This window comes from Comamonas sp. MYb21 (assembly GCF_037479395.1).
Taxonomy (GTDB): Bacteria; Pseudomonadota; Gammaproteobacteria; order Burkholderiales; family Burkholderiaceae_C; genus Comamonas.
Window position 1 is genome coordinate 313,447 of sequence record NZ_JBBGZC010000002.1, and the last position, 12,699, is coordinate 326,145.

General features: G+C 67.8%; 10 protein-coding genes. 5 read left to right on the top strand and 5 right to left on the bottom strand.

Features of this window, described 5'->3' with window-relative positions; all coding sequences use genetic code 11:
- The first annotated feature begins 118 nt into the window (after nt 1–118).
- Entirely contained in the window at nt 119–1,120 is a 1,002-nt protein-coding gene (locus tag WH367_RS04350; protein WP_339534426.1) for an NAD(P)H-dependent glycerol-3-phosphate dehydrogenase, read from the top strand.
- On the opposite strand, the gene WH367_RS04355 is transcribed toward WH367_RS04350, so the two are convergent.
- Together WH367_RS04355 and WH367_RS04360 are read right to left on the bottom strand one after the other, a co-directional pair.
- Nucleotides 1,121–2,011: an NAD(P)-dependent oxidoreductase gene (locus WH367_RS04355; RefSeq protein ID WP_339534427.1), complete on the bottom strand. Its 891-nt coding sequence runs from the start codon at nt 2,009–2,011 to the stop codon at nt 1,121–1,123.
- A gap of 127 nt (nt 2,012–2,138) precedes the next feature.
- Nucleotides 2,139–3,425, bottom strand: a complete 1,287-nt coding sequence (locus WH367_RS04360; RefSeq protein WP_339534428.1) for a hydroxymethylglutaryl-CoA reductase, degradative — start codon at nt 3,423–3,425, stop codon at nt 2,139–2,141.
- A gap of 144 nt (nt 3,426–3,569) precedes the next feature.
- Between WH367_RS04360 and WH367_RS04365 the strand changes: the two genes are divergently transcribed.
- Nucleotides 3,570–4,979, top strand: coding sequence for an aminotransferase-like domain-containing protein (locus WH367_RS04365; protein ID WP_021026231.1), 1,410 nt, complete (start codon nt 3,570–3,572; stop codon nt 4,977–4,979).
- Here the strand turns inward: WH367_RS04365 and lysA are convergent, their stop codons facing one another.
- Nucleotides 4,980–6,230, bottom strand: a complete 1,251-nt coding sequence (lysA, locus tag WH367_RS04370) for a diaminopimelate decarboxylase (RefSeq protein WP_339534432.1) — start codon at nt 6,228–6,230, stop codon at nt 4,980–4,982.
- 133 nt (nt 6,231–6,363) lie between these two features.
- Between lysA and WH367_RS04375 the strand changes: the two genes are divergently transcribed.
- Both WH367_RS04375 and WH367_RS04380 read left to right on the top strand, forming a co-directional pair.
- Nucleotides 6,364–7,353, top strand: a complete 990-nt coding sequence (locus WH367_RS04375) for a LysR family transcriptional regulator (RefSeq protein WP_339534435.1) — start codon at nt 6,364–6,366, stop codon at nt 7,351–7,353.
- Between the two features lie 33 nt (nt 7,354–7,386).
- Nucleotides 7,387–8,439, top strand: a complete 1,053-nt coding sequence (locus WH367_RS04380; protein WP_339534436.1) for a purine-nucleoside phosphorylase — start codon at nt 7,387–7,389, stop codon at nt 8,437–8,439.
- Nucleotides 8,440–8,506: 67 nt separating this feature from the next.
- Here WH367_RS04380 and WH367_RS04385 read toward each other — a convergent pair whose 3' ends face one another.
- Together WH367_RS04385 and WH367_RS04390 are read right to left on the bottom strand one after the other, a co-directional pair.
- The gene (locus WH367_RS04385) at nt 8,507–10,036 is read right to left on the bottom strand and encodes a M20/M25/M40 family metallo-hydrolase (protein ID WP_339517388.1); all 1,530 of its coding nucleotides are present in this window, start codon (nt 10,034–10,036) and stop codon (nt 8,507–8,509) included.
- Between the two features lie 108 nt (nt 10,037–10,144).
- Nucleotides 10,145–10,801, bottom strand: coding sequence for a tRNA-uridine aminocarboxypropyltransferase (locus tag WH367_RS04390; protein WP_339534437.1), 657 nt, complete (start codon nt 10,799–10,801; stop codon nt 10,145–10,147).
- A 51-nt stretch (nt 10,802–10,852) separates the two neighbouring features.
- On the opposite strand from WH367_RS04390, the gene WH367_RS04395 reads away from it, so the two are divergent.
- Nucleotides 10,853–12,697, top strand: a complete 1,845-nt coding sequence (locus WH367_RS04395) for a chorismate-binding protein (protein ID WP_339534438.1) — start codon at nt 10,853–10,855, stop codon at nt 12,695–12,697.
- The last annotated feature ends 2 nt before the right edge of the window (nt 12,698–12,699 follow it).

Here is a 12,699-nt window from a genome sequence, read left to right on the forward strand (position 1 = left end):
CGCTTGCTGCCAACGCAAGGGCCTTGCAGTCTCGGTTGCAAGGCCTTTGTTGTATCTGCTGGGCAAGCAGCTGCAGGCAGCGCCGCCGTTTGAGTTGATGTGAGAAGGGATTGTGGCTATGAAGATCTTGGTGATTGGCGCCGGTGCCTGGGGAACGGCTTTGGCCATGCATGCGGCCGCACGCCACCGCGTGCAGCTGTGGGCGCGCGATGCCCAGCAGGCGGGCCAGCTGCAAACCAGCCGTGAGAACCAGCGCTATTTGCCAGGCATCCGCTTACCCGATGCCTTGGAGGTGACCAGCGGCGATCTGCAGCCCCTGGTGGCCCAGTCTGAGTTGATCGTGCTGGGCACGCCAATGGCAGCGCTGCGCAGTGGCCTCACCATGCTGCGCGACTGCCAGGTGCCGGTGGCCTGGCTCAGCAAGGGTTTTGAAGCCGTGCCGGCCGATGCCGCTGCCGGCAGCCATGGGCTGCTGGGCAACGAGGTCTGCGCCCAGGTGGCGCCGGCGCTGCATGCCGGCGTGCTGAGCGGCCCGAGCTTTGCGCAGGAAGTGGCCCAGCACCAGCCCACCGCCTTGGTGGCCGCCAGCCGCCATGGCGATGTGCGCGATGCGCTGGTGGCGGCCTTCCATGGCGACAACCTGCGCGTCTATGCCAATGAGGACATCAGCGGGGTGGAGGTGGGTGGCGCCGTCAAGAACGTGCTGGCCATTGCCACGGGCCTCTGCGATGGCCTGCACCTGGGGCTGAATGCCCGCGCGGCGCTGGTAACACGCGGCCTGGCCGAGATGACGCGCCTGGGCGTGGCGCTGGGCGCGCAGACCGATACCTTCATGGGGCTGTCGGGCCTGGGCGATCTGGTGCTGACGGCGACCGGCGACCTGTCGCGCAACCGCAAGATCGGCCTCTTGCTGGCGCAGGGCCAGAGCCTGGAGCAGGCGGTGCAGTCACTCGGCCATGTGGCCGAAGGCGTCTACAGCGCCCGCACGGTGCTGCAGCGCGCCCAGAAGCTGGGCGTGGAGATGCCGATCACGGCCGCCGTCGTGGCCTTGCTCGACGGCAGCCTGTCCGCCCCCGATGTGGTGCAGGCGCTGATGGGACGCGAGCCCCGCGCTGAATAATCAGGACTTGGCCAGCAAGCCGATCAAGGCCGGCAGCATGGCATCGCCATGCCGGGCCTGGACCTGGTCCTGCAAGGTGGTCGCAGCCGCATCGGCAATCAGGCTGGGCGCCTGCGCATCATGGGCCATCGTGGCGTAGTAGCTCAAATCCTTGGCGGCGTTGGAGATCGAGAACGCGATGCCCGAGGGGTCATCGGCCAGGATATAGGACTGCAGACGGTCCAGCGCCACACCTGCGCCGCCGCCAGCCGCCAGCACGCTGTGGAAGGCCTGCATGTCCATGCCCTGTTTGCGCGCGCAGGCCGTGGCCTCGGCCAGCAGGCTCATCTGGCCCACGGAGACAAAGTTGTGCAGCAGCTTCATGCGGTGGCCGTCGCCCAGCGCGCCCACATGGGTGACCTGGCTGGTGAAGGTGGCCAGCACCGGTTGCACCTGGGCCAGCACGGCCGCATCACCACCGACCAGCAAATTGAGCTGGCCGTCATGCGCCTGCTTGGAGGTCTTGGTCATAGGCGCATCGATGAACTTGCCGCCCGCAGCCTGCACGGCCTGGGCCATGCGCACGGTCGATGCGGGCACGGCTGTCGAGCAATCGATCACCACGGTGCCGGAGCGCAGCGCCGACAGCAGGCCTTGCTCGCCGGTCAGCACCGCTTCGACCTGGGGCGAGCCCGTCACGCAGAGGATGACCACATCGCAGTGGCTGGCCAGCTCGGCCGGGCTTTGGCAGGTGCGCGTGCCCAGGCTCAGCAGTTCGGTCAATGGCTGGTTGCCGGGGTGCTCCAGCACATAGAGTTGAAAGCCTTTGGCGGCGACATTGCGGGCGATGCCGTGGCCCATCAGGCCGACCCCGATCAGGCCGACGACCGGCTGGGCTGTTTGCGATGACATGGAAATCTCCTGGCGATATGCACAAATAAGCAAGGGTTCCCAGCGTACCGCAAGCCCTTTGCGCCAGGCATGCCAGCGGGGCGGCCACAGTCAACTTGGTGACCGGCGGGCCCCCGCTGGATCAGGTTCAGCGCGCGCGCAGCTCGGCCAGTACTTCCAGCGCGCGGTCGGTGCGCACATCGTGCTCGGCGGCCAGGCGCTTGGCGACCTGGTCGACCTCCGCACCCACGGCCCCGGCCACCAACGCGATATTGCGGGCATGCAAGGCCATGTGGCCGCGCTGGATGCCTTCGGTGGCCAGCGCCCGCAGCGCGCCCAGGTTTTGCGCCAAGCCGACGGCCGCGGCAATCTCGCCCAGCTCCTGGGCCGATTTCACGTCCATGATCTTCAGCGCCAGGCGCGCCAGCGGATGCGTCTTGGTCGCGCCGCCCACCAGGCCCACGGGCATCGGCAGCTCGATGGTGCCGACCAGCGCGCCGCTGCCGTCTTTCTCCCAGGTGGTGAGCGAGGTGTAGCGCCCGTTGCGGCTGGCATAGGCATGGGCGCCGGCCTCTACCGCGCGCCAGTCGTTGCCGGTGGCGACGATGACCGGGTCGATGCCATTCATGATGCCCTTGTTGTGGGTGGCCGCGCGGTAGGGGTCGATGGCGGCAAAGGTGTAGGCGTCGAGCACGCCTTCGATGATTTCTTCGCCGCTGCGCTCGGCTGTTGCCAGCGTCTTGGGCGTCAGGCGCACGCGGGCGCGGGCCAGGCGCAGATCGGCCAGGTTGGACAGAATGCGCAGCCGCACCGCGCCGCCGGTGATCTGCTCGACCAGCGGCGAGACCGATTCGGCCATGGTGTTGACGGTGTTGGCGCCCATCGCATCGCGCACATCGACGATCAGGTGCATGACCACCATGGGGCCCCGGGTCGAGTCGGGGAAGACATGCACCTCGATGTCCTTGCAGCCGCCGCCCAGGCCAATCAGCACCTTGTCGCGGCTGTTGGCCAGCGCCAGGATCTGCTCGCGCGCCTGGTACAGCGCCAGCCGCACGCCATAGGGGTCCTGGATGCCGACAATCTGCACCTGGGCGCGCATCAGCGGCTGGGTGCTGGAGGTCTGAAACCCCCCGTCCTCGCGTGCCAGCTTGGCCATGTACGAGGCCGCCGCGATGATCGAGGGCTCCTCGACCGCCAACGGCACCAGCACATCGCGGCCATTGACCTGGAAGTTGCCGGCCACGCCCATCGGCAGCTCAAAGGTGCCGATCACGTTTTCGATCATGCCGTCAGCCACATGCGTGGGCAGGGCCCCTGGCTGGGTCAGCAGCGCGCGGTCTTCGTCGCTCAGCTGGCAGGCCTTGGCGATGACATCCCAGCGCTGGGCGGGGCTGAGGGCGCGGAACTGCGGCAGACGGGAATCGGTGGCCATTGGTGTCTCCTGGTGATTTTTTGAGGAATGCGAAACGCAGGGCCACCAATCTACCTAAACTGTACCCTTCTAGACAGGTACAGTTTGCCGGGACAGTGCTGCTGCATTGCAGCATCGGGGCCTGGCTTTCCCCAAGGAACATCCATGCCACCCGCCTCTGGCCGCAAGGCCTCGATTGCAGAAAACCTGGCCGCGATGCTGGGCCGGCAGATGGCCGATGGCGTGCTGCGCGCGGGTGACAAGCTGCCGTCGCTGCGCGCCTTGGCGCAGCTGCATGGCTATGCCAAGAACACCGTGGTGGCGGCCTTTGAGCTGCTGGTCTCGCGCGGCCTGGTCGAGGCGCGGCGTGGTTCAGGCTTTTATGTGCTGGCCCAGCGCCCGGTGGCAGCGCTGCCTGCGGCCGAGGACAGCGCGCCGCTGCAGCGCGCGATGGATGTGGTCTGGCTGATGCGCGAGCAGCTCAAGACCCAGCCCGATGCGCTGGCGCTGGGTGATGGTTTTCCGCCGGTGGATTGGCTGGCCGATATGCGGCTGGACCGCTACCACCACCAAGTGGTGCGCACGGGGCTGGGCGCGCTGTTCCGCTACGGCAGCCGCATGGGCTATGCGCCGTTGCGGGACAGCCTGGTGCGCAAGCTGGGCATGTTTGGCCTGGAGGTGACGCCCCAGCAGCTGCTGCTGACCCAGGGAGCCAACGACGCACTCGACCTGGTCATCCGCCACTGGGTGACGCCGGGCACGACGGTGCTGGTGGACGACCCGGGCTACTACCTGCTGTTTGGCAAGCTCAAGCTCGCCGGTGCCCGCGTGCTGGGCGTGCCGCGCCAGGCCGATGGCCCGGATGTGCAGGCGCTGGAGCGCTTGCTGCAGACTGAGCGCCCGCGCCTCTTCTTTACCCAGTCGCTGGCGCACAACCCCACGGGCTCGGACCTGAGCGCTGCCAAGGCCTGGCGCATCTTGCAGCTGGCGGGCCAGCAGCAGATGCTGATCGTCGAAAACGACCCGTTGGCCGATTTCAAACCGACCTCGGCCACACGCCTGTCGGTGCTGGACCAGCTGGCGCGCACGATCTACATCGGCAGCTTTTCCAAGTCGTTCTCTGCGGCGCTGCGGGTGGGCTTTATCGCCTGTCACCCCGATCTGGCCAGTGACCTCGCCGATCTGCGCAGCCTCATCCATGTGAGTGGTTCGGAGTACTGCGAGCGCATGGTCGATGTGATGCTGCGCGAAGGCCAGTACGAGCGGCACCTGGTGCGCCTGCGCGGGCGCCTGGGCCAGGCCACGGCGCAGGCGCTGGCATGGATGGACCGCCAGGGCTGCGAGGTGTTTGCGCGCAGCGAGCAGTCGCTGTACCTGTGGGCGGCCTTTCCCGGCTGCGAGGATTCCGCGCAACTGGCCGAGCAACTGCGGGCCCGGCAGGTGACGATGGCGCCGGGCCGGGTGTTCAGCCTGGACAGCAGCGCGACCTCGCGCTGGTCACGCTGCAATGTCGGGGCCATGCAGTCGCCGCGCCTGGACGCGGCAATGGCGCCATGGCGCGCGGCCCTGCGCTGATCAGAGGCCCAGCTCCAGCGCCAGCAGCTCTTCGACCGTCTGGCGGCGGCGGATAAGGCGGGCCTGGCCGTTGTCGACCAGCACCTCAGCGGCCAGCGGGCGGCTGTTGTAGTTGCTGGACATCGAAGCGCCGTAGGCACCGGTGTCGTGGATCACCAGCAGGTCGCCCACTTGTGCATCGCCCAGTGGACGGGGCAGCACCACGCCGGATTCGCCCTGGGTGAAGACATCCCCCGATTCGCACAGCGGACCGGCGACGACGGCCTTGCGCTGCACTGGCAGCACGCCGGCGCCACGGCGCTGCACATGCATCGCGTGGTAGCTGCCGTACATCGCCGGGCGCATCAGCTCGTTGAAGCCGGTATCGACCAGCACAAAGTGGTTGCTGCCAGCATCCTTGGTGGCGCGCACCGTCCCCAGCAGCACGCCCGATTCGGCGACCAGGTAACGGCCGGGTTCCAGCTCCAGCCCCAGGTGGTGGCCCACCAGTGCCTCGGCCTGCTTGCGCGCGGCATCCCAGAGGCCAAAGTAGTGCTGGGTGTCGATGGTGGCGTCGCCGTCCTTGTAGGGGATGGACAGGCCGCCGCCGGCCGAGATGGCCTGCAGGCGGTGGCCGGCCGCGTGGGTGCGCTCGACCAGCTGCACCATGGCGCCGCAGACTTCCTGCAGGTGGCCATAGTCCACGCCCGAGCCAATGTGCATGTGCAGGCCCACCAGCTGCAGGCCGCGCTCGGCGATCACCGCCAGTGCCATCGTCAGGTCGCTGTGCCAGATGCCGTGCTTGCTGTGCTCGCCGCCGGTATTGGTCTTGTTGCTGTGGCCATGGCCAAAGCCGGGGTTGATGCGCAGCCAGACCGCATGGCCGGGCGAGGCCTGGCCCAGCTGGTGCAGCATGTCGATGGAGCCGGCATTGACGGGGATCTGGTGCTCGACCACGGTGGCCAAGGTGGCCTCGTCCATCACATCGGCGGTGAACACGATGTCGGAGGGCTGGCCAAAGCCGCCTTGGTAGCCAGCCGCCAGCGCGCGCAGCACTTCGCCGCGCGAGACTGCATCGACCTTGACGCCTTGCGCCCGCATCAGCTGCAGCACATGGATATTGGAGCAGGCCTTCTGGGCAAAGCGCACCGTATCAAATGCCTGCAGCTCGGCAATGCGCCGGCCGATGGTGGCCGCGTCATAGACCCACAGCGGGGTGTTGAAGTCATCGGCCAGCTGCCACAGCAGATCGGGGGTAAAGGGGTTGCTCATAGTCGGTGTGCCAGGGGCAGGGAATCAAAGGAAACAGGCTGCCAGTGTGCCCGGGCTGGGGTATTTGGTCTAATGCTTATTTATCGGCATGTCATTCATAATGGATATGTCTAACTCGTATCGCTTACCAGCCATGCCCCGTTCGCCAGCCCCCGTCTCATCCGCTTCCGATCCCTCCCGGGAGCCCAGCCCCTCAGCACCCCGGCTGCAGCACCGCCATATCGAGGTGTTCCGCGCCGTCATGCTGGCCGGGGGCGTGACCGGCGCGGCGGGCCTGCTGTTCAGCTCCCAGCCGACGGTGAGCCGCGATCTGGCCCGCATGGAGCAGCTGCTGGGCTACCCGCTGTTTGAGCGGGTGCAGGGCAGGTTGCGGCCCAATGCGCGCGCCTTGGCGCTGTGGGAAGAGGTGCAGCGCAGCTGGCAGGGGCTGGATCGGGTGATTGACCGGGCCGTCGCATTGTCACGCCCGCAGGCGGCGCGCATCAGTGTGCTGAGCATGCCCGCGCTCAGCCATGCGCTGCTGCCGGCAGCGCTGGCGCGCATGGAGCAGGCGCAGGGGCCGGTGGCGGTCAGCGTCGCCACCCAGGAGGCGCCGCTGTTGCAGCAGTGGATGGCAGCCCAGCGCTATGACCTGGGGCTGACCGAGCAGGGCGAGGCGCCGGCCGGCACGCGCGCGGTGGCACTGCCGGCGGTGGATGAGGTCGCGGTGCTGCCCGCAGGCCACCCGCTGGCGCGCAAGAAGCGGCTACAGCCGGCCGACTTTGCCGGCCAGGCCTTTATCAGCCTGGCCGAGGGCGATCCCTACCGCATCCAGATCGACCAGGTGTTTGCCGATGCCGGTGTGGGCCGGCAGATGCTGCTGGAGACGCACAGCGCCGTGGCGGTATGCGCGATGGTGCAAAACGGCCTGGGCCTGGCGATCGTGAACCCCTTCACCGCGCAGGCCTGCCTGGGCCAGGGCCTGGTGCAGCGGCCGCTGGCCTTTTCGATTCCGTTCCGCACCCAGGTGCTGCTGCCGCTGCACCGGGCAGCGGTGCCCGAAGTCGATGCCTTGCTGAGCGCGCTGGGCCAGGCTGCAGCCAGCCTGCCGACCTACAATGCGCAGCATGCCGGGCCGCAGTGATAGGCCGGTGATCTGACCCAGGAGAAATACCCCATGCCCCGTGCCCCGCTTCGCTCTCTCGCCCGGCCGCTGTGCGCCAGCGCCTTGCTGCTGGCGCTGCTGTCAGGTTGTGCCAGCACCAGCCGCAACGCGGCGCTGACCGCGCAGGCTTCGCCACCGGTCCAGGTCAAGGTGTTTGTCGCGGCCATGTTCGAGATCGGTGCCAACACCGGCGACCGGGCTGGTGAGTTCCAGCACTGGTATGAGCGCTACTTCCGCGATGCCCGGCCGATCCAGGTGCCCGGCGCGCTGGGGCCGGTGTTCTGCAATGCCGATGGCGTTTGCGGCAGCGTGCTGGGCATGGGCAAGGTCAATGCCTCGGCCTCGATGCAGGCCATCGTGCTGAACCCGCAGTTCAATTTTGACCAGGCCTACTATGTGATCAGCGGCGTGGCCGGCACCCCGCCATCGCGCGGCACTATTGGCGATGTGACCTGGGGCAGCTGGCTGGTCGATTACGACCTGGGCCACCGCTGGGCGCCGGAAGAGGGCCAGGCGGGTGCGCCCGTCTTTATGCCACGCAAGGGCTATGAGGACTTCCGCCGCTTTGCACTGAACCCGGCGCTGACCCAAGCCGCCTATGCGATGACCCGCGCCGTGCCCTTGCAAGACAGCGACTCGGCCCAGCGCTACCGCATGCGTTACCCCGATGCGGCGGCGCGCAAGGCGCCCAGCGTGCATGTGGGCACGCACATGACGGGCGACACCTTCTTCCACGGCCCGGGTCTGTCCAAGGAGGCGCAGTACATCGCCAAGCTCTATGGTGCGGACGACTATGTCGCCACCGAGATGGAGGCCGCCGCCATTGCGTTGGTGCTCAAGCGCAGCCATGGCACGGACCGCATTCTGAGCCTGCGCGGCTCGGTCAATTTTGACCAGGGCAACCCGCAGGAAACCACCCAGGCTCACCTGGACCCCAAGCCCGGCGAGACCGCAGGCGGCTTTGCCGAGACGGTGGCCAATGTGGCGGCCGTGGGCGGTGTCTTTGTCGACACGGTGGTGAAGGACTGGCCGCAGTGGAAAGACGGCGTGCCAGCGCGGCGCTGAGCAGCGTTGGGCCTGATAGGCCCCGGCACGGCAGGCCCCCATGCGTTTGGGGGGCCTTTTTTGGGGCTTATTTCCAGGGCTGGCTCAGGATGGATGCCAGGCTCTTGACGCCATCGAAGTAGTTGCCCAGGCGCATGTTCTCGTTCTTGCTGTGCTGGTTGTTGTCGGCGTTCACCATGGGCACGATCACAAAGGGGACTTTGAGCGCCTGCACTGCAGCACCGGTGGGCACCGTGCCACCCATCATGCGGATCTGCACAGGGGCCTGGCCCCAGGCCTGCTGCATGCCCTGGCGCAGCCAGTCGCCAATGGGGGCGTTCAGGTCGGTGCGCACGGCGCTGGATGAGGCCGATACGCCGCCCATCTTCAGGCTCGCCAGCTTGGGGTACTGGGCGCGCTGCTCGGCGCTGGGCTCGCCGTCAATCAGGGTGAAGCCCTGGCCTTCGATATGGGTCTTGAGCAGCTGCAGCAGGCGCTCGGGTGGGGTTTCGGGCACCGTGCGCAGGTCCAGCTCGGCAATGGCCTGGGCGGGCACCACGGTGCGGGCCTTGGCGCCTACATCGGCGCTTTGCAGGCCGCGCACATTGAGCGAGGGGTACTGCATCGACTCCTGGTAGTTGTTGCCCACCTTCTCGGCCTGGGCAATGCCCAGGCGCTTGCGCAGTGCGACTTCGTCATCGGGCACGGCCTGCATCACGGCCTGCGTTGGGGCATCAAAACTGATGCCGTCGTAGTAGCCCTTGACAAGCACGCGGCCATCGGGCGCCTTCATCGAGGCGAGCAGCTGCGCCATCGTGAAGGCGGGGTTGGCGGCATAGTTGCCGTAGTGGCCGCTGTGCAGGTCCTGGCTCGGGCCATAGATGGTCAAGGTGGCCTGGGCCACGCCCCGGTTGCCAAACACCAGGGTGGGGCGGTTGCTGGCATGCATGGGGCCATCGAGCACCAGCAGTGCATCGGCCTTCAAGGCATCCAGGTTGGCGTTGATGACGCCGCCCAGCGATGGCGAGCCTTTTTCCTCTTCCGAGTCGAGCAGGATCTTGATATTCGTGCTGGGCGCCAGGCCCTGCTGCTGCAGCGCGTCGAGGGCGGCCATCAGCATGATGATGGGGGCCTTGTCATCGGACGAGGAACGGCCAAACACGCGCCACTCGGGGTTGGGCTGGGCGCCGTAGAGCTGGTCGAGCGCAATCTCTTTCCAGGTGCCATCGGCCTGGCGTTCCTTGAGCACCGGCTTCCAGGGGCTCTCCTGCTGCCATTCGGCAGGCGTCACCGCCTGGCCATCCATATGGGCGTAGAACAGCACGGTCTTGGTGGCGCCGGGCACGGGCGGCAGGGTGGCCAGCACCATGGGCTTGCCCTGGTTGGGCAGCAGCTGGGTCTGGAAGCCGCGCTTGTCCAGCGCCGCCTTGAACCACTGCGCATTCTTCTCGATATCTGCCGCCACATTCGAGTCATTGGGCAGCGCCAGCACCTCGATCCATTCGCGCAGGCTGGCGCTGCTGGCTTTTTGCACGGCGGCATCCGAGGGGGCAGCGGCCTGGGCCAGGCCGGCGGCGCACAGCGCGGCGCTGAGCAGGGTGAGGGTCGAGAACTTCATGCAAGGGCTCCGTCAGGGATAGAAAAAATGCTTGGCCTGGAGTATGTCCGAGTGCGCGCTCACCCACGGGCGCGCAGGCGGGCGCATTGTCGCCAGGGCGCCAATTGCTCAGTGTGCCGCACGCAGGCGTTCGTACTGCGCGATCAGCCCGTCAAACGACTGCTGCAGCGCCTGCAGCGGCGGCGCGCCATCGGGCCAGGCCTCCAGCTGCTGCAGCGCCAGCGCAGCGGCCTCCAGGGTCGACAATTGGCCCGCGCGCGGCGCCTTGCGGATGCGGTAGCCGGCAGGCCCGGTGTCCGTCAGTGCCAGGCGGGGCAACTGGGCCAGCAGCGGGTTGGCATAGAGCATCTTGCGGCTTTTGCGCCAGGTGCCATCGATCAGTACCAGGCGCCGAACGCCCACTGGCGCATCGCTGCCCGCCAGCGCTGTCAAGGCGGCGGGCTGGTCGGGCGTCTGGGGGTAGAGCAGCAGGGTGTGCTGCGGTGCCTCGGCACCCGGCCAGGGGCCATGCAGCCATTGCTGCAGCTGCCCAGGGTCAAAGGCCTCGCCCACCACCAGCTGGCTGCCTGGCAGGCACAGCTGCAGCAGGCGCGCAGTGCCCTTGGCCTCCTGCAGCTCCAGCGGGTGCTGCAGGATCAGCACCTGGGTGGCAGCCTGCAGCGGCTGCGCCAGCGCGCAGATGCAGGCGCTTTGCGGACGCAGGCAGTTGGGGCATTGGGCGCGGCGCGGGGCGGAGAGCACAGGTGTGGCGTGAGAAGCGGACAAGATGGCTATTGTGCTGCAAGGACAAGGCCAGGCCGCTATGCTGGCGCCCCTATGACAGCGCACAAGCCCTTTTCTGCCCGCATCGACATGGGCCAGCCTTTGTCTGGCGAACGGGAGCGCCTGCGCCTGAACCTGACGGGTCCCGACCGTGTGCTGGAGGCGCAGGATGCGCCATCGTTGCGGGCGTTGCTGGATGCCGTGGAGCAGGCCGCGCGAGCCGGGGCCTGCTGCGTGGGCGGCCTGCGCTATGAGGCCGCCACCGCGCTGAACCCCTATTTGCCGACACAGGCAGCACCCAGCGGCGAGCCGCTGGCCTGGTTTGCGGTATGGGACGCGCCAGCTGCTGACATCGCGCAGCTGCCTGAGGCAGAGACGCCTGCCGTGCAAGTGCAGTGGCGCAGCACGCTCGCCCGCCCGCAGTTCGATACGCAGATGGCGCGCATCCATACCGATATCCGCAGCGGCGCCTATTACCAGATCAACTACACCCAGCAGCTGCAAGGCCACAGCGCCTTGCCTGGCGGCGGCAACGTAGATGGCGCCGCGCTGTTTGCCGCGCTGCAGCAGGCCCAGCCCGGCGGCTATGCGCTGCATATCGACCGGGGCGAGGAGCAGCTGCTGTCGGTATCGCCCGAGCTGTTTTTTGACTGGCAGCAGCCAGTGGCTGGCGCCGGCGACATCCTCACCCGTCCGATGAAGGGCACGGCCGCAAGGGGCAGCAGCCCTGCGCAGGACGAGGCCCAGGCCCAGGCCTTGCGCGCGTCGGCCAAGGAGCGGGCCGAAAACGTGATGGTGGTCGACCTGCTGCGCAATGACCTGGCGCGCATCGCCGAGCTGGGCAGTGTGCAGGTGCCCCAGCTGTTTGCGCTGCAGGCCCTCCCCACCGTCTGGCAGATGACCTCGGATGTGCGGGCCCGCCTGCCCCAGGGCACTGGCCTGGCCGATGTGCTGCAGGCCTTGTTTCCCTGTGGCTCGGTCACCGGCGCGCCCAAGCGGGCGGCCATGCAGGCGATTGCCGAGTTGGAACTTGGGCCGCGCGGCTGGTACTGTGGCGCCTTGGGCGTGGTGCGCTCCGATGGCGCAGGGGGCATACGCGCGACCTTCAACGTCCCCATCCGCACGGTGACCTTGCGTGGCCGCCAGCTGCAATGCGGCATTGGCAGCGGCATCACCGCCGATGCCACTGCTGATGGTGAGTGGCGCGAATGGATGCACAAACGTGCCTTTCTGGAGCGGGCCAGCATGCCCTTTGGCCTGATCGAGACCTTGGCGCTGGACGATGGCCAGCTGCGCCATGCTGCGCTGCACCTGGCGCGCATGGCCGGCGCCGCCGCGCATTTTGGCTACCGCTGGGATGGCTTGGCCGCGCAAGCGGCTTTGGACGGCCTGGCCCAGGCCCATCCGCAAGGCCTGTGGCGCCTGCGCCTGCTGCTCGATGCGGAGGGCAGGTTCCAGGCCGAGGCCTTTGCCTGTCCGCCATCGCCGGATCAAGTGGCGCTGCAATGGGCGCCCGCACCGCTGGCCGAGGCCCATGGCGAGTTTGTGCGCTTCAAAACCAGCCGCCGCGCGCACTACGAGCGTTGGGCGCCGCAAGACAGCAGCGTGTTCGACACCCTGCTGTGGAACGAGGCCGGCGAGATCACCGAGACCACCCGGGGCAATATCGCCATGCAGATCGATGGCCGCTGGGTCACCCCCACGCTGCACTGCGGCCTGCTGCCCGGTGTGGGGCGCCGCTTGGCGCTGCAGGCGGGTCAGGTGGTGGAAGGCGTGGTGACGTTGAGCGATGTGCCGCGTGTACAGGCCTGGGCTTTTCTCAACAGCCTGCGCGGCTGGATTCCGGCACAGGTGCTGGGTGCGGTGCCGGTCTGGCCGCAGGCTGACCCAGGCCCATAGGC